The following is a 16,856-nucleotide window of genomic DNA, read 5'->3' on the forward strand; positions in this document are numbered from 1 at the left end:
AATCGAATACGTAATTATAAGTCGTCAAAGACGTTTAACGCATCCGCGAGTTTTTTCACGCCAAAGACCTGCATCCCTTCCGGGATCTTTTTCGGCACGTTGGCAGCCGGAACAATCGCCCGGCGGAAGCCGTGTTTCGCCGCCTCGGAGATACGCTCCTGGCCGCTCGGTACCGGGCGGATTTCACCGGCCAGCCCCACTTCGCCAAACACCACCAGATCCTGCGGAAGCGGTCTGTCGCGCAGGCTGGAGACCATCGCCAGCAGCAGCGCCAGGTCGGCACTGGTTTCCGTCACCTTGACGCCGCCCACCACGTTGACGAACACGTCCTGGTCCGCCATCTGCAGGCCGCCGTGACGGTGCAATACCGCCAGCAGGATCGCCAGGCGGTTCTGCTCCAGACCAACTGCCACGCGCCTTGGGTTGCCCATCATCGAGACATCGACCAGCGCCTGAATTTCGACGAGCAGCGGACGCGTTCCTTCCCACAGCACCATCACCGAGCTGCCGGAGGTGATTTCATCTCCCCGGCTCAGGAAAATGGCGGAGGGGTTGCTGACTTCGCGCAGCCCCTGCTCGGTCATGGCAAACACGCCCAGCTCGTTCACCGCGCCGAAACGGTTTTTGTGGCTGCGCAGAGTGCGAAAACGTGAGTCCGCATCGCCATCGAGCATCACGGAGCAGTCGATACAGTGTTCAAGCACCTTCGGCCCGGCCAGCGAGCCGTCTTTGGTGACGTGGCCGACCATCACAATCGCCACGCCGCGCGTTTTGGCAAAGCGCGTCAGGTAGGCCGCCGTTTCGCGGACCTGCGCCACGCTGCCCGGCGAAGACTGGATGTCCGCCATGTGCATCACCTGGATGGAGTCGATGACCATCAGCTTCGGCTGCTCTTCTTCGGCGATCATGCAGATCTGCTCGATGCTGGTTTCCGAGAGCATATTCAGGTTACCGGTCGGCAGGCCGAGACGGTGGGCGCGCATCGCGACCTGCTGCAGGGACTCTTCCCCCGTGACGTACAGGGTTTTCATCTGCTCGGCAAGCCGGCAGAGCGTTTGCAGCAGCAGGGTTGATTTCCCCGCTCCCGGGTTACCGCCGATGAGGATGGCGCTGCCGGGAACCACGCCGCCGCCGAGCACACGATCGAACTCTTTGAATCCGGTGGAGAAGCGCGGCAGCTCTTCAAGGCTGATGTCCGAAAGCTTTTGCACTTTCGCGACACCGGCATTCCCCGCATAGCCGCTCAGGCGTTCGTTGCGGGCCACGCTCGGCGAAGCCGCCACACCACGCACTTCGGTGATGGTGTTCCAGGCATGACAGGCGCTGCACTGCCCCTGCCAGCGCGGATAGTCCGCACCACATTCATTACAGACAAATGCGCGTTTAGGAGCTTTCGCCACGGTTTACCTCTTTATTTCTGTGCGGGCTGCGTGCCGGGTGGCGTTGACGCATACCCGGCCTGGAAAAGCAGACCGTTATTTCTGATTAATGCTGCCGGAGAGGATGCAGAACACCCCCATCAGGTCAGCGTGACGGATGGTCACTTCCGTCTTTTCATTCACTTTGGGCTTCGCGTGGTAGGCAATGCCGAGGCCCGCCGCTTTGATCATCGGCAGGTCGTTGGCACCGTCGCCAATAGCCACGGTTTGCGCCACAGGGATTTCATATTTTTCCGCCAGACGCGTTAACGTATTGGCTTTGTACTGCGCATCCACGATGTCGCCCGTCACCTGCCCCGTCAGCTTACCGTCGACGATCTCCAGCTCGTTCGCCACCACGGTGGTCAAACGCAGCTTATCGCGCAGGTAATCTGCAAAGAAGGTGAACCCTCCCGAGGCGATAGCCACTTTCCAGCCCAGCGTCTCCAGCTTCAGCACCAGCTGTGTTAATCCTGGCATCAAAGGCAGCTCGTCGCGTACCTGGCGCAGAATGGTCGCATCGGCCCCTTTCAGGGTAGCGACGCGCTGTCTCAGACTGGCGGTAAAGTCCAGCTCGCCGCGCATCGCCCGCTCGGTGACTTCCGCCACCAGCTCGCCGCTGCCCGCCAGCTTCGCGATTTCGTCGATGCACTCGATCTGGATCGCCGTGGAGTCCATATCCATCACCAGCAGGCCTGGCGTTTTCAGATGCGGAATTTTGCCCAGCGGGGCGACGTCCAGCCCGGCGTCGTGTGCCAGGCGCGTTGCGCGCTGTGTCAGGGAGCCTGCCAGGCGAATGACCTGATAATCTTCCACGCACCAGGCCGCCACGATCACCATCGCTGCGCCCAGGGTCGATTGATATTGGGTAAGGCGTTGCTTATCCAGGCCGCGTCCGTACAGCAGCCAGCCGCTACGACCGGCGTGATAATCGAGAGGCATTACCTCATCGCCACTTAAAGAGAGCGGCAATCCTGGCCATAAAGAGACATCCATAGGCAGGTCGCACCAGGTAATATTCGGCATTAAAGCTCCTGTAAATTCGTTCGCGCCGGAAGGTTCCCGAGGGAAAATAACGCATGAGGCTACCTTGTAACCATCACTTCTGGCAACATTAAGCCGTAAATTTTCAGCAGGTGGAATATGGCTCGCGCAAAACTGAAATTCCGGCTTCATCGTGCCGTGATTGTCCTGTCCTGTCTCGCATTATTAGTCGCGCTGATGCAAGGGGCATCGTGGTTCAGCCAGAATCACCAGCGGCAACGTAACCCGCAGTTTGAAGAACTGGCGCGCACCTTAGCCCGCCAGGTCACGCTGAACGTCGCGCCGGCCATGCGGACCGAAACGCCTGACGAAAAGCGGATAGGCCAGGTGTTACGCCAGTTGACGGAGAACAGCCGCATTCTTGATGCCGGTGTGTATGACGAACAAGGCGACCTGATCGCCCGCGCCGGTGAGCACGTCGACGTGCGCGACAGGCTGGCGCTGGACGGCAAAAAAGCCGGGGGCTATTTCAACCAGCAGATCGTCGAACCCATTCAGGGGAAGAATGGTCCGCTGGGGTATTTGCGCCTGACGCTGGATACCCACACCCTGCCAACGGAAGCCAAACAGGTGGATAACACCACCAATATTCTGCGCCTGATGCTGCTGCTTTCCCTCGCCATCGGCGTTGTGCTGGCACGTACCCTGCTGCAGGGCAAACGCACCCGCTGGCAACAGTCGCCTTTCCTGCTGACCGCCAGCAAGTCCATTCCCGAAGAGGAAGAGAGCGAGAAGAAGGATTAGTGATAAAGTAGGCGGATGATTCGGAAAAGGAACTCTGCTATGACGACGCTTCGCCTGCTCATCTCTGATTCGTACGATCCCTGGTTTAATCTCGCGGTGGAAGAGTGCATCTTCCGCCAGATGCCCGCCACCCAGCGCGTGCTGTTTCTCTGGCGTAACGCCGATACGGTGGTCATTGGCCGCGCGCAGAACCCGTGGAAAGAGTGCAACACGCGGCGGATGGAAGACGATAACGTTCGTCTCGCAAGGCGCAGCTCGGGCGGCGGTGCGGTGTTCCACGATCTCGGCAACACCTGCTTCACCTTTATGGCGGGCAAGCCGGAATATGATAAAAGCATCTCCACATCCATTGTCCTTAACGCCCTGAACGCGCTCGGCGTGACGGCGGAAGCCTCCGGCCGTAACGATCTGGTGGTGAAGACCCCCGAGGGCGATCGCAAAGTCTCCGGATCCGCCTATCGTGAAACGATGGATCGCGGGTTCCATCACGGCACGCTGCTGCTCAACGCCGACCTGAGCCGTCTGGCCAACTACCTCAACCCCGACAAGAAAAAACTGCAGGCGAAGGGCATTACCTCCGTGCGTGGCCGCGTGGCGAACCTCGTGGAACTGCTACCGGGCATCACCCATGAACAGATCTGCGACGCCATCCGAGAGGCCTTCTTTACGCATTACGGCGAGCGCGTGGAGGCAGAGGTCATTTCGCCGGACAAAACGCCCGACCTGCCGAACTTCGCCGAAACCTTTGCCCGCCAGAGCAGTTGGGAGTGGAACTTCGGTCAGGCACCGGCGTTTTCGCACCTGCTGGACGAGCGCTTTACGTGGGGCGGCGTGGAACTGCACTTTGACGTGGAAAAGGGGCATATCACCCGTACCCAGGTCTTCACCGACAGCCTGAATCCGGCCCCGCTGGAAGCGCTGGCAGTGCGATTGCAGGGCTGCCTGTACCGCGCCGATATGCTTCAGCAGGCGTGCGATGCCCTGCTTGCGGACTTTCCGCAGCAGGAGACCGAGCTTCGCGAGCTGTCTGCCTGGCTGGCGCACGCGGTACGTTAATCCTCTCGCCCTGAAGCACGCGCTTCAGGGCTGGCTTTTCCGTTAAGCGACAGTGTTTTTATTCAGGGCAAATATAAACAGATATGACAAATTATAAACATTGATATTTTACGCAGGAGAATATGGCGATATTAATAAGTTTGACGAATACGTAAATCTTACATCACCGGCATTTATCCCAGAAAAATCGAAAAGCATTCATTTACAAAATCCCTTAAGATTCAATTAACCCGCCCCTAAAAAAATCTAAATACCCCAATGAAATATCCATAATAAAATATTATCAGTAATCGGGATGATTTTGCTGTACATAATGATTACAGGACCCTTTCAACTTTCTTCTTCGTTAAGGAACAACAATGAAAAAGCTTCTCGTGGCGACGGCCATTTCAATGGTAATGTCCGTTACCGCTGCACACGCGGCTGACACCGCTGTGCTTAAGGTCCAGGGCACGCTGACTAACGCCTCCTGCACCCCAGCTCTGAGCAACGGCGGGATCGTTGACTATGGCACGATCCGCCTGGGTGAACTGAGCCCGACCGCAACCAACCAGTTGGGTGAGCGCGATGCCTCCCTGACCATTACCTGCTCCTCGCCAACCAAAGTCGGCTGGAGCATCTCGGACGATCGCACCGACTCCGTGTCGCCAAACGTCAACGTTAAAGTGCTCGGCGATTATAGCTATCCAACCGACGGTTCGGCGATGGGCCTGGGCAAAACAACAGGTGGCGTCGCCATTGGTAACTGGTCGCTTTACGTTGTGGCGGCAAACGTGACAGCGGATAGTGAGCACGCTATTCCCGTTAAGACGTCGGACCAACAGCCTGCCTGGACAAATGCAACATCCCTTCCCGTGTTAAATGCAGCTAAGCATACGATGATGTCTGTTATATCGGATGATGCGACTAACCCGAACCCTATGGCCTTCACTCAGGCCGTCTATCCTCTTAAAACCTCAGTAGCCATCGACAAAACTGCCCGACTGGGTATTACCGATGATACCCAGCTTGACGGCCAGGCAACCATTACTCTGACATACCTGTAAGTCATTTAAGACGTCGCTTTTCTGATGTAGTCCAGCCCCGCTGGCAGCCCGATTGCAGGGCTGCTTTTTCGCTAAGCAACAGCGTTTTATTCAGGATAAATATAAACAGATATGACAAATTATAAGCATTGGTATTTTACTCAGTAGAATGCAGCGACATTAATAATACTGACGAATACATAAATCTTACATCACCGGCAATTATCCCAGAAAAATCGAAAAGCATTCACCTCTAAAATTCATTAAGATCCAATAAACCCGCCCCTAAAAAAATCTAAATACCTTAATAAATTATCCATAATAAAATATTATCAGTAATCGGGATGATTTTGCTGAACATATTGATTACAGGACTCTTTTTACTTTTCTTCTTCGTTAAGGAACAACAATGAAAAAGCTTCTCGTGGCGACGGCCATTTCAATGGCAATGTCCGTTACCGCTGCGCACGCGGCTGACACCGCTGTGCTCAAAGTCCAGGGCAAGCTGACTAACGCCTCCTGCACCCCAACTCTGAGCAACGGTGGGATCGTTGACTATGGCACGATCCGCCTGGGTGAACTGAGTGCTAGCGAGACCAACCAGCTGGGTGAGCGCGATGCCTCCCTGACCATCACCTGCTCCTCACCAACCAAAATAGGCTGGGGCATCACAGACGATCGTACCGACTCCGTGTCGTCAGAAGTTAACGTTAAAGTGCTCGGCGACTGGAGCTATCCGACCGACGGTACGGCGATGGGTCTGGGCAAAACAACCGGTGGCGTAGCCATTGGTAACTGGGCGCTTTATGTTGTGGCGGCAAACGTGACAGCGGATGGTGAGCACGCAATTCCCGTTAAGTGGACGGACCAACAGCCAGCCTGGCAAAATGCAACACTGCTTCCCGTGTTAAATGGCAAGCAGCATACGGTGATGTCAGTCATATCGTCTGATGCGACCAACCCGAACCCTATGGCCTTCACTCAGGCTGTTTATCCTCTTAAAACGTCATTAGCCATCGATAACACCGCCCGACTGGCAATTACCGATGACACCCAGCTTGACGGCCAGGCAACCATTACCCTGAAATACCTGTAAGCCATTTCAAACTTAGCATCACTGTTCTAACTTCACCGGCGATCTCTGTATCGCCGTTTTTATTTCCCTTCCACCACGCAATCAATGTAAATACATTCAAGATTGTATTTACAGTCATTAAAAATACTCAAACAACAGATTAGAATTCTTAAATATCTATATTACGGCAACCGTTAATAGAATCTTCCCGCTTGTTAAGCAAGTCGTTAAATATTCATACAATTTAAAACACTTCTTCTTTTTTGGTTAAGGAAAAACAATGAAAAAACTTCTTCTCGCCACTCTGATTGCGGCCACCTCCACGGCTGCACTGGCAGACGCCTCCATCGTAATGAAGGTGAAAGGTAAAATGAATCATGCCTCCTGCACGCCAGAGCTGAGCAACGGTGGCTCAATCGATTTCGGCACCATTGCGCTGGACCAGCTGTCGCCTAACGTGGTTAACCAGATGGGTCAGAAAGACATGTCGCTGACCATTAACTGCCCGGCTGCGACCCGCGTGGCGTGGAGCATTGCGGATAACAAAGAAGATTCAAACGCCGCGAACGATCTGACCTCCAGCCAGTTCTATATCCGCGATGGCGCAGACAACGGCAACGACGTCTGGGGCGCGGGCACCACTTACGGCGTGGGCTTTACGTCAGTGGGTGAAAAAATTGGTGCATACGCGATTGCGACGCGCGTTAACGATATCACCGCCAACGGCGTACCGGCTCAGGCGATCTATGCTCCGGCATTTACCAACAGCAAAGGGGAATACATGTGGCGTAACCTGACGACAGGTCTGATTGCCAACGGTAACGCGGAAATTATGACCGCAACCTCGCCGGGTAAAACCACGCCGCTGGCCATTACTCACGTCGTCTTCCCGTTCAAGGTTTCTCTGGCCGTTGTGAATACCGATCGCCTGACCACCACGGAAGAAACACAGCTCAGCGGTGAAACAACGATTACTCTGGTTTATCTGTAACAGCTTTAATTATTCAGCGGCGAATTACCTCGCCGCTATTTCCTCACATATTTCTTCCTGACGTCTGATTAATATTGAACCTTACTCAATAGTGACGTTAGAAATTCTAAGTATTGAATGAGTCGAATCATTAATAGAATCGGCGAGCTTTTAGACAAACGCGATGTAATAAGCAAGTCATTTAGCACCCAAAATTATTCTTATTGAATGTGTACATTTTTAAGGTTAAGGAAAAACAATGAAAAAAGTGCTTCTCGCCACGGTATTAACCATGGCAGCAACAGCTGTTTGCGCTGAACCTACCGCCACCCTGAAAATTCAGGGTTCGCTGACCACCGCAGGCTGCGTGCCGGAATTAAGCAACGGCGGCCTGGCTAACTTTGGCGAAATCGGTCTGGATTCTCTGACCTCCGCGGTGCCTTACCAGGCGGGCCATAAGGACGTGACGCTGTCCATCAAGTGCCAGTCTGCCACCCGAGTGGGCTGGACCTTCCACGATGACCGCGCTGACACCAACGCGGGTAAAACGCTCTCCTCCACCGAGTTTTACGTCGACAACGCGGGCAATGACGGCACCAGAGCGTCCGGCGCCTATCAGCTGAACGGCGTGGGTAAAACCAGCGCTGGCCAGAACATCGGCGGCTACGCTGTTTCCACCAACCTGACCGCGGTCACCGCAGACGGCGCAGCCGTTCAGCCTATTGCCAGCACCATGTACAACGGCGGTACCATCAGCAGCAGAAGCTGGATCAACATGTGGAATACCGGCTACATCATGAATGACGGCACCGACGTGATGACCGTGTCCAAAACCGGCCAGCGTGCGCCGCTGGCGTTCACCACGGCAACCTTCCCACTGAAGATCGCCCTCGCCATTGCGCCAAGCAAAAACCTGACCCTGACCGATAAAACCGAGCTGGACGGCCAGTCCACCATCACCCTGGTTTATCTGTAAGCCTTAACGCGTTTAACACTCCCCATGCTGATGGGGAGTGTTTTGTCTCCCTCTCACGAAGCCGAAACACCATGTACACACTCCTGAAATACGCGCCGTTATTACTCGCTTTGCCGTCCACCCTGTTTGCTGCCGGCATGGTGCCGGAAACCACACTCCTGATGATTGACGAAGCCAACCACGGCGGCGTGATGAACGTCAAAAACACCGATAAAATCCCCACGCTGCTCTACACCTCCATCCGGGACATTGAAGGCAATGACGGCGTGAAGCTTAACGTCACCCAGCCCGTTGTCCGCCTTGAACCAGGCCAGGAACAGCAGGTGCGTTTTATCCTCGAATCGGATAAACCGCTTACCGTCGAACACTACAAGCGCGTGGTATTTGAAGGTATTCCGCCGAAAAGCAGCGACAAGAACATCACCGTCGGGATCAACCTGCGCCAGGATCTGCCGGTCTTGATCCATCCTAAAAATCTCCCGGTTGTCACCGACGCCTGGAAGCTGCTGACCTGGTCCGTTAAGTCGAACGTGCTTCAGGTGCAGAACACCTCGCCTTACGTGGTGCGTTTCTCCACGGCCGTGACGCTGCTGCCGTCTAACACTGCCGGTACGCTGAATAAGACCTTTATTTTGCCGGGCGAAACCATGAAGGTGGAGACCAACGCGCCGCTGAACGGCAGCGATAACGCAGTGCAGATCGAGCCTGCCAGCCGCTACGGTATTGAAGTCGAAAGCTATACCGCTCCTGTAACGCGCTAAAGGGTGGAGACCGTCTGGTGAGTGATCTCCCTTTGCGTAAGTATGCCTTTGGCCCCGCCGTTGCGGCGGCCGTGTTGCTGCCTCCCTGCACCACGGGCGCAGCCGACCTGGATTTCAATACCGATATTCTGGCGACGCGAGGGATCAGCACCAACCTCGCGCACTATTTTTCCGGGGCGCAGCGTTATCTGCCCGGTCAGCATGCGGTACAGGTCAGGATCAACGGCGTGGACAAAGGCACGCTCGCCGTACGTATTGGCGAAGAGGGCCAGCTTTGCGTGGATGACGATTTCACGCGCGCCGCGGGATTGCTTCCCCTGAATATCTCAGAAAAAGAGACCTGCCACGAACTGGTGCGGGACTACCCCACGGCGACCGTCACCCCGTTGCCTAACAAAGAGTCGTTAGAGATTTTCGTCCCCGCCGAGGCGATGGATAACGGGTTCTACGCCGCAAAATACTACGAGCACGGCGGCGTGGCGGGGCTGATCAACTACAACGCGTTCAGCAACTACAACGTGTTTGGCGGCAGCGGCAGCAGCACGTTTTCCCAGGGCAATATCGGCACCGGGCTTAACGTGGCGAACTGGACGGTGCGCAGCAGCACGATCCTGACGGACGATAACGGCACCCGCAGCGTTGAGAATCTCTACACCTACGCCGAGCACGTTTTTGAAGAACGTAAGCTTCGCGCGCAGGTGGGCCAGATCAACGCCACCTCGTCACTGTTCAGCGGCGCACAAATTAACGGCATCCAGTTCCTGCCGGAAACGGGTTTGCAGCCCAATATTCCGGCGACCACCATCACGGGCATCGCCCACGCCAACCAGGCGCGCGTGGAGGTGAGACAAGCCGGGCAGGTTATCTACTCCACGCTGGTCAACGCCGGGCCGTTCACCTTGCCCGACGTGCCGGTGGTGCGCGGCAACGTCGACCTCGACATCAGCGTGGTGGAAACCGATGGCTCCTCCACCCGCTTCACGGTGCCCTCCTCGTCGCTCAATATCAGCGGCACGACGCGCGCCGAGGGGCTGAGCTTCTCCGTCGGGCAAGTACGTGACGGGGGCGACGATAACGGTTCGCCGTGGGTGATGAATATCTCCAACGGCACGCGCCTGACAGAAGACTTAACGGGCGTGACGGCGGGCGTGCTTGCCGAAAAATATCAGGCAGCCGGCGCGCAGCTTGAGTGGGCGGTTAACGAAAAGTGGATGATCACCCCGAGCGTCATGGTCAGCGCCGCGCGCTTTCACGCGGAACAAAACGGCACTAAAGCCGAGCTGCAAAATACGCTGATGCTGCCGGGTCAGCTCACGCTGGGCCTTACCGCCTCGGGCTACAGCGCCGGTTTTCGGGAAATGACCGAAGCGATGGACGACGAATCCGAGGGCTACCAGAACGCGTGGAACGCCAGCCTCAACTGGAATAATGCGCTGCTCGGGACGTTCTCACTGCAGTACAGCGAAAACGCCGGGGATAAAGAAAGCGGCGACTCCCGCTATCTGATGGCCGCGTGGGGGAAAACGCTCGGCCATGCTTCCGTGTCCGTCAACTGGCAGCACGCCATGAGCAGCGGCAGCAACAATTCCGAGGGCAGCGGCCAAAATAATGACGATCTGTTTTACGTCAACCTGGCGGTGCCGTTCGGCACGGAGCGTATCAGCACCTACATGCGCAGCCAGGGTAATAAACAGAATGTTGGTCTGCAGGACAGCGGTTCATTTGGGCAAAACCTCAACTACAACCTCTCTGCCGATCGCGACAATCAGGATAAGAGCAACGCCTTTGACGGCAACCTGAATGCCAACCTGCACTATACCCAGCTTGGCCTGGCGGCAGGGATGGACGACGGGGATCGGCGCAACTACAGCGCCTCGCTGATGGGCGGCATTGCGCTGCACCGCCACGGGGTCACCTTCTCGCCTTATCCCGTTAAGGAAACCTTTGGCATTGCCCGTCTGAGCGAACCGGAAAGCGGCATTGAGCTGAGCACGCCGGACGGCACCGTCTGGACCGATCGCTGGGGCCAGGCCGTGGTGCCGGGCCTGCGCGAGTGGCAAAAATCCCAGATCGTCATCAACGCCAACTCCCTCCCTCAGGGGATGGACTTATCCAACGGCATACAGACGCTCTCCGCCGCCTACGGTTCGTTTTCGCAGGTCGACTTCCGCGTTCTGCAAACCCGCCGCGTCATGCTTGACGTGAAAAAGCCGAACGGCGAATGGCTGACCCGGGGGCTCAGCGTGGTGGATAAAGACAGTAACTATATTGTCAGCGTAATGGATAACGGCAGCGTATTTATTCCCGATGCCACAGATTCACCAGAGTTATTCGTGGTGGACGACAGCAGGGTGAGGATCTGCCAGATCCACTACGCGCTGAGCGAAGAAAAGAACAAAGAAGCCTATTACGAAAAAGCGCAGGGAGTGTGCAAGTGAACCTGCCGCGACGCGCATTCACGCGTCAGTTTAACGCTGGCGTGAATAATCAGAAAAAAAACGACCGTGAACATTTAAGGGACGTACTCCGGACAATGTCACCCCTTTATCTCTATGTTAAGGAAAAACTATGAAAAAAAGCGTACTTGTCGTCGCACTGGCACTGGCATCTGCCAGCGCCTTTGCGGGCGATACCGCGGTGCTGAAAGTGAAAGCCTCTCTTTCAAGCAACTCCTGCACGCCGGAGCTGAGCAATAACGGCATCGTTGATTTTGGCGCGGTGCAGGTGGGCGATCTTTCGCAATCCGAAAGCACGCAGCTGGGTGAGAAGGGTCTGACGCTGACCATCACCTGCCCTACGCCAACCAAAGTGGGCTGGAGCATTGCAGATAACCGTACGGATTCCAACGCCAGCACCGGCAGCAATTCAAACCTCAAAGTGATGAATGCCACCGATAACGGCGCGGCACTGCGCGGCTCCGCGTCAACCTTCGGGCTGGGTAAAACGCACGACGGCAAGAATATTGGCGCGTACTCCATCTATGCCAGCACTGGCGAGGTCACGGCGAACGGCGGGAACGTTGAGCCGATTCGCACCGCGCTGGCGGCGGGCAACGGCGTGACCCGCTGGCAGAAAGCCACGGGCGGCACGCTGGCGAATAAAGACATGAGCCTGATGAGCGTGGCACCCGCCGGTAAAACCGATCCGATGGCCGTGACGCGCGTCTCTTTCCCGCTGAACGTCTCGCTTGCGGTAGAAAGTCTGAAGAAGCTGGCGCTGACGGAAGCGACGGAGTTTGATGGTCAGGCGACCATTAGCGTGGTGTATCTGTAAGAAAACGATGCCGGGCAGCGAAGGCCGCCCGGCAGACAACATTACTCTTTATCGCCCAGCAGAACGGATTCCAGCGCGATTTTGATCATGTCGTTAAAGGTAGTCTGACGCTCCGCGGCAGTGGTCTGCTCGTGGGTGCGGATGTGGTCGGACACGGTGCAGATGGTCAGCGCTTTCGCACCAAACTCAGCCGCGACGCCGTAAATGCCCGCTGCTTCCATTTCCACGCCCAGAATGCCGTACTTCTCCATCACGTCGAACATTTCGCCGTCCGGAGAGTAGAACAGATCAGCAGAGAAGATGTTGCCCACGCGCGCATCCACGCCCAGGTTTTTCGCCGCGTCTACCGCGTTACGCACCATGTCGAAGTCAGCGATGGCGGCAAAGTCGTGATCCTTAAAGCGAATACGGTTCACTTTAGAATCGGTGCAGGCACCCATACCAATCACGATATCGCGCAGTTTAACGTCCATGCGCACCGCGCCGCAGGACCCCACGCGGATGATTTTCTTCACGCCGAAATCGGTGATCAGCTCTTTGGTGTAGATGGAGCAGGATGGGATACCCATGCCGTGACCCATCACGGAAATTTTGCGGCCCTTGTAGGTACCGGTGAAGCCCAGCATGCCGCGAACGTTGTTCACTTCACGCACGTCTTCGAGGAAGGTTTCTGCAATGTGCTTAGCGCGCAGCGGGTCGCCCGGCATCAACACGACGTCAGCGAAATCACCCATTTCTGCATTAATGTGAGGAGTTGCCATCTTTCAGTTCCTTTTACATTGTTGTTTTGGCCGGGTGGCGGCTGCGCCTTACCCGGCCTACATTCTGGTGTTCTCCCTCTCCCGGTGGGAGAGGGCCGGGGTGACGGCATCAGGCCGCACCCCAGTCACATCAGAACATGGCCTTGCCATATTCCATGTCGGACGTACCAAAGTATTTCGCGATGGTCTGGCCGATATCCGCAAAGGTTTCACGGTGACCCAGCGAGCCTGGTTTCACTTTCGGGCCGTACACCAGCACCGGAATGTGCTCGCGGGTGTGGTCGGTACCGGTCCAGGTTGGGTCGCAGCCGTGGTCCGCGGTCAGGATCAGAATGTCATCTTCACCCACCAGCTCCATCAGCTCCGGCAGACGGCGGTCGAACAGCTCCAGGCCGGCAGCGTAGCCAGCCACGTCGCGGCGGTGGCCCCAGGAGGAGTCGAAGTCCACGAAGTTGGTAAAGACGATTGTCTTATCGCCCGCCTCTTTCATCTCTTTGATGGTGGCGTCAAACAGCGCGTCCAGACCCGTAGCTTTCACTTTTTTAGTGATACCGCAGTTCGCATAGATATCTGCGATTTTACCAACGGAAACCACCTGGCCGTCTTTCTCGTCGACCAGTTTTTGCAGCACGGTGGGTGCCGGTGGCTCAACGGCCAGATCGTGACGGTTGCCGGTACGCTGGAAGTTACCCGCTTTGTCGCCAATAAACGGACGCGCGATCACGCGGCCAATGTTGTAGCCGCCTTCGGTCAGCTCTTCACGCGCGATTTCGCACAGCTCGTAAAGTTTATCCAGGCCAAACGTCTCTTCGTGGCAGGCAATCTGGAACACGGAGTCAGCGGAGGTATAGAAAATCGGTTTGCCGGTTTTCATATGCTCTTCGCCAAGCTGGTCCAGGATCACGGTACCGGAAGAGTGGCAGTTGCCGAGATAGCCCGGCAGGTTGGCACGCTTAACCAACGTGTCCAGCAGCTCCTGCGGGAAGCTGTTTTCGTGATCGGAGAAATAGCCCCAGTCGAACAGAACCGGCACACCGGCAATTTCCCAGTGGCCTGACGGGGTATCTTTACCGGAAGAGAGCTCGTGCGCCCAGGCATAAGCGCCCACCACTTCCGCATCACCGTCCATACCGGCTGCGATCTTACCGGTAGAACCTTCATGCGCTTTCACCAGACCCAGACGGGTCAGGTTTGGCAGAGTCAGAGGGCCTTTACGACCGTTGTCCGCTTCGCCTTTGGCGCAGGCTTCCGCGATGTGACCCATGGTATCGGAACCCACGTCACCAAATCGTTCTGCATCTTCGGTTGCGCCGATGCCGAATGAGTCCAGCACCATAATAAATGCACGTTTCATAATTGTTCTCCGTACGTAGTGCTTAAAAATGATTGATCAGATCAGTATACCGCTATTCGGTGATACGACGATAGACCGTCGGTGTGCTTTCCGGTGCTTTATCGTCAAGCTTAATTGCCGCTTTCACCGCCTTCGCCGCATCCTGCCAGCTGGCTTCGTCTTTCGCGTGGATCACCGCCAGCGGACGCTGTCCGTCCACGCTGTCGCCCAGGCGGGCCATGTCGGTGAAACCGACGCTGTAATCAATGGTGTCCGATGCCTGACGACGTCCGCCGCCCATTGACACCACCGCCATGCCAAGCGCGCGGGTATCCATCGCCGAAACAAACCCTTCGGTATCGGCATACACCGCTTTGGTTAAGGTCGCGGTAGGCAGATATTTCGCGTAGTTTTCCACGAAGTCGGTCGGGCCTTTTTGCGCGGCAACCATGCGGCCAAAGATCTCGGCCGCTTTGCCGTTGTCCAGCACCGCCTGCAGCTTCGCTCGCGCCTCTGCATCGTCTTTGGCAAGCTTGCCTGAGATCAGCATCTCAACGCACAGCGCCATGGTCACGTCGAGCAGACGCGGGTTGCGATATTCACCTGTCAGGAACTGTACGGCTTCACGCACTTCTACTGCGTTACCGGCGCTGGAAGCCAGCACCTGATTCATGTCGGTCAGCAGTGCGGTGGTGCGCACGCCTGCGCCGTTGGAGACGCCAACGATCGCTTCAGCAAGCGCTTCAGAAAGTTCATAGGTCGGCATAAACGCGCCGCTGCCCACCTTCACGTCCATCACCAGCGCATCCAGCCCTTCCGCCAGCTTTTTCGCCAGAATAGAGGCGGTGATCAGCGGAATGGAGTCCACGGTAGCGGTGATGTCGCGGGTCGCGTAGAAACGCTTGTCTGCCGGTGCCAGGGAGCTGGTCTGGCCGATAATCGCCACACCAACGTCTTTGATAATGTCGCGGAAGCGGGCGTCATCCGGGAAGATATCGAAGCCCGGAATGGCTTCCAGTTTGTCGAGCGTGCCGCCGGTATGGCCCAGGCCGCGCCCGGAGATCATCGGGATGTAACCGCCGCAGGCCGCCACCATCGGGCCAAGCATCAGCGAAGTGACGTCACCCACGCCGCCGGTGGAGTGTTTATCGACGATCGGGCCGTTAAGGTTAAGGCTTTTCCAGTCCAGGACGGTTCCTGAATCTCGCATCGCCATGGTCAGCGACACGCGCTCAGGCATCGACATATCGTGGAAGAAGATGGTCATCGCCAGCGCAGCAATCTGCCCTTCTGAGACGGTGTTATCACGAATGCCATTGATGAAAAAGCGGATCTCTTCGTCGCTTAATGCATGACCATCACGTTTTTTACGAATAATTTCTTGTGCGAGAAACACGGTAACCTCCATGCGGAATCGGGGGAGTTGTGGCGGGTGGCGCTACGCTGACCCGCCCTACGATCCTGTAGGCCGGATAAGCGAAGCGTCATCCGGCATTAGCGGGCAATCAGTAGCTGCTTGCGCTCTTACCGTCGCCGTGACCCAGCGCTTTCAGAAGGCTTGCCAGCAGGCTGGATGCGCCAAAGCGGTAGTGACGGGAATCCGCCCACTCTGCGCCAAACAGTTCGTCGGCAATCGCCAGGAACTGCTGCGCGTCTTCTGCGGTACGCACGCCACCGGCCGGTTTAAAGCCCACGGTTTTGGAGACGCCCATATCACGAATCACTTCCATCATGATGCGCGCGCTTTCCGGCGTGGCGTTTACCGGCACTTTACCGGTAGAGGTTTTGATGAAATCCGCACCCGCTTTGATCGCGATTTCAGACGCTTTGCGGATCAGGGCTTCTTCTTTCAGTTCGCCGGTTTCGATGATCACTTTAAGCAACACATTTGCCGCGGCACAGGCGTCTTTACAGGCTTTCACCAGGTCAAAACCCACCTGCTCGTTGCCAGCAATCAGCGCGCGATACGGGAAGACCACGTCCACTTCATCCGCACCGTAAGCAATCGCCGCGCGGGTTTCTGCCAGCGCAATCTCGATATCGTCGTTGCCGTGCGGGAAGTTAGTCACGGTTGCAATACGCACGTCCGGCGTGCCCTGCTCTTTCAGCGTTTTGCGGGCAATCGGGATAAAGCGCGGGTAGATACAGATGGCAGCGGTGTTACCGACGGGCGTTTTCGCCTGATGGCACAGGGCGATGACTTTTTCATTGGTGTCGTCATCGTTCAGGGTGGTCAGGTCCATCAGTTTCAACGCGCGCAGGCTGCTTGCAGTTAAATCGGTCATAACATTCTCCAACGGCATCGCCGTATCAATTTTACCTTGCGGGTCTGTGAGTATTCTAACATTCACCCGCATTCACACTTCGACATTCATCACAGTTAATGAAAACTGCGTACAAATTTGCATTACTGTAATGAG

General features: G+C 56.3%; 15 protein-coding genes. 9 read left to right on the forward strand and 6 right to left on the reverse strand.

Translation table 11 applies throughout. From position 1 onward, the window contains the following. Positions 1-14 precede the first annotated feature (14 nt). Together radA and serB are read right to left on the reverse strand one after the other, a co-directional pair. A complete protein-coding gene (gene radA, locus FFS28_RS11890) occupies positions 15-1,400 on the reverse strand; it encodes a DNA repair protein RadA (RefSeq protein WP_023310326.1) in 1,386 nt (461 codons plus the stop codon). Between the two features lie 75 nt (positions 1,401-1,475). After that, positions 1,476-2,444, reverse strand: a complete 969-nt coding sequence (gene serB, locus FFS28_RS11895; protein ID WP_088208825.1) for a phosphoserine phosphatase — start codon at positions 2,442-2,444, stop codon at positions 1,476-1,478. Between the two features lie 117 nt (positions 2,445-2,561). On the opposite strand from serB, the gene FFS28_RS11900 reads away from it, so the two are divergent. The 9 genes from FFS28_RS11900 (at position 2,562) to FFS28_RS11940 (ending at position 12,342) form a co-directional block, all read left to right on the forward strand. Further along, positions 2,562-3,206 (forward strand): YtjB family periplasmic protein, encoded by a 645-nt coding sequence (locus FFS28_RS11900; protein ID WP_006174028.1) that lies wholly within the window; start codon positions 2,562-2,564, stop codon positions 3,204-3,206. A 39-nt stretch (positions 3,207-3,245) separates the two neighbouring features. Then, a complete protein-coding gene (gene lplA, locus FFS28_RS11905; RefSeq protein ID WP_137849632.1) occupies positions 3,246-4,262 on the forward strand; it encodes a lipoate--protein ligase in 1,017 nt (338 codons plus the stop codon). Positions 4,263-4,621: 359 nt separating this feature from the next. After that, complete coding sequence (locus FFS28_RS11910; RefSeq protein ID WP_137849633.1) at positions 4,622-5,308, forward strand: DUF1120 domain-containing protein; 687 nt, start codon at positions 4,622-4,624, stop codon at positions 5,306-5,308. A gap of 388 nt (positions 5,309-5,696) precedes the next feature. Continuing rightward, positions 5,697-6,383: a DUF1120 domain-containing protein gene (locus tag FFS28_RS11915; protein WP_171007406.1), complete on the forward strand. Its 687-nt coding sequence runs from the start codon at positions 5,697-5,699 to the stop codon at positions 6,381-6,383. Between the two features lie 259 nt (positions 6,384-6,642). Next, positions 6,643-7,353: a DUF1120 domain-containing protein gene (locus FFS28_RS11920; protein ID WP_137849634.1), complete on the forward strand. Its 711-nt coding sequence runs from the start codon at positions 6,643-6,645 to the stop codon at positions 7,351-7,353. A gap of 238 nt (positions 7,354-7,591) precedes the next feature. Then, a complete protein-coding gene (locus FFS28_RS11925) occupies positions 7,592-8,308 on the forward strand; it encodes a DUF1120 domain-containing protein (RefSeq protein ID WP_137849635.1) in 717 nt (238 codons plus the stop codon). Positions 8,309-8,379: 71 nt separating this feature from the next. After that, positions 8,380-9,069 carry a fimbria/pilus chaperone family protein gene (locus FFS28_RS11930; protein WP_006174042.1) on the forward strand — a complete coding sequence of 230 codons (690 nt, stop codon included), beginning with the start codon at positions 8,380-8,382 and terminating at the stop codon, positions 9,067-9,069. Between the two features lie 17 nt (positions 9,070-9,086). Beyond that, positions 9,087-11,507, forward strand: a complete 2,421-nt coding sequence (locus tag FFS28_RS11935; protein WP_137849636.1) for a fimbrial biogenesis usher protein — start codon at positions 9,087-9,089, stop codon at positions 11,505-11,507. A gap of 130 nt (positions 11,508-11,637) precedes the next feature. Next, entirely contained in the window at positions 11,638-12,342 is a 705-nt protein-coding gene (locus FFS28_RS11940) for a DUF1120 domain-containing protein (RefSeq protein ID WP_088208820.1), read from the forward strand. Between the two features lie 41 nt (positions 12,343-12,383). On the opposite strand, the gene deoD is transcribed toward FFS28_RS11940, so the two are convergent. The 4 genes from deoD to deoC form a co-directional block, all read right to left on the reverse strand. Then, the gene (gene deoD, locus FFS28_RS11945; protein ID WP_006174049.1) at positions 12,384-13,103 is read right to left on the reverse strand and encodes a purine-nucleoside phosphorylase; all 720 of its coding nucleotides are present in this window, start codon (positions 13,101-13,103) and stop codon (positions 12,384-12,386) included. A gap of 130 nt (positions 13,104-13,233) precedes the next feature. Beyond that, on the reverse strand, positions 13,234-14,457 hold the full coding sequence (gene deoB, locus FFS28_RS11950; RefSeq protein WP_137849637.1) for a phosphopentomutase: 1,224 nt from the start codon (positions 14,455-14,457) through the stop codon (positions 13,234-13,236). 52 nt (positions 14,458-14,509) lie between these two features. Further along, on the reverse strand, positions 14,510-15,832 hold the full coding sequence (deoA, locus tag FFS28_RS11955; protein ID WP_042319315.1) for a thymidine phosphorylase: 1,323 nt from the start codon (positions 15,830-15,832) through the stop codon (positions 14,510-14,512). Between the two features lie 109 nt (positions 15,833-15,941). Then, positions 15,942-16,721, reverse strand: a complete 780-nt coding sequence (gene deoC / locus FFS28_RS11960; RefSeq protein WP_212743974.1) for a deoxyribose-phosphate aldolase — start codon at positions 16,719-16,721, stop codon at positions 15,942-15,944. Positions 16,722-16,856: the final 135 nt, after the last annotated feature.

The organism is Enterobacter sp. 2VL (genome assembly GCF_005503595.1).
Lineage (GTDB): Bacteria > Pseudomonadota > Gammaproteobacteria > Enterobacterales > Enterobacteriaceae > Enterobacter > Enterobacter cancerogenus.

Excerpts from the sequence above, each read along its gene's own strand:
- serB (WP_088208825.1), bottom strand. The coding sequence starts at position 2,444 with ATGCCGAATATTACCTGGTGCGACCTGCCTATGGATGTCTCTTTATGG.
- FFS28_RS11900 (WP_006174028.1), top strand. The coding sequence starts at position 2,562 with ATGGCTCGCGCAAAACTGAAATTCCGGCTTCATCGTGCCGTGATTGTC.
- lplA (WP_137849632.1), top strand. The coding sequence starts at position 3,246 with ATGACGACGCTTCGCCTGCTCATCTCTGATTCGTACGATCCCTGGTTT.
- FFS28_RS11910 (WP_137849633.1), top strand. The coding sequence starts at position 4,622 with ATGAAAAAGCTTCTCGTGGCGACGGCCATTTCAATGGTAATGTCCGTT.
- FFS28_RS11915 (WP_171007406.1), top strand. The coding sequence starts at position 5,697 with ATGAAAAAGCTTCTCGTGGCGACGGCCATTTCAATGGCAATGTCCGTT.
- FFS28_RS11920 (WP_137849634.1), top strand. The coding sequence starts at position 6,643 with ATGAAAAAACTTCTTCTCGCCACTCTGATTGCGGCCACCTCCACGGCT.
- FFS28_RS11925 (WP_137849635.1), top strand. The coding sequence starts at position 7,592 with ATGAAAAAAGTGCTTCTCGCCACGGTATTAACCATGGCAGCAACAGCT.
- FFS28_RS11930 (WP_006174042.1), top strand. The coding sequence starts at position 8,380 with ATGTACACACTCCTGAAATACGCGCCGTTATTACTCGCTTTGCCGTCC.
- FFS28_RS11940 (WP_088208820.1), top strand. The coding sequence starts at position 11,638 with ATGAAAAAAAGCGTACTTGTCGTCGCACTGGCACTGGCATCTGCCAGC.
- deoD (WP_006174049.1), bottom strand. The coding sequence starts at position 13,103 with ATGGCAACTCCTCACATTAATGCAGAAATGGGTGATTTCGCTGACGTC.
- deoB (WP_137849637.1), bottom strand. The coding sequence starts at position 14,457 with ATGAAACGTGCATTTATTATGGTGCTGGACTCATTCGGCATCGGCGCA.
- deoC (WP_212743974.1), bottom strand. The coding sequence starts at position 16,721 with ATGACCGATTTAACTGCAAGCAGCCTGCGCGCGTTGAAACTGATGGAC.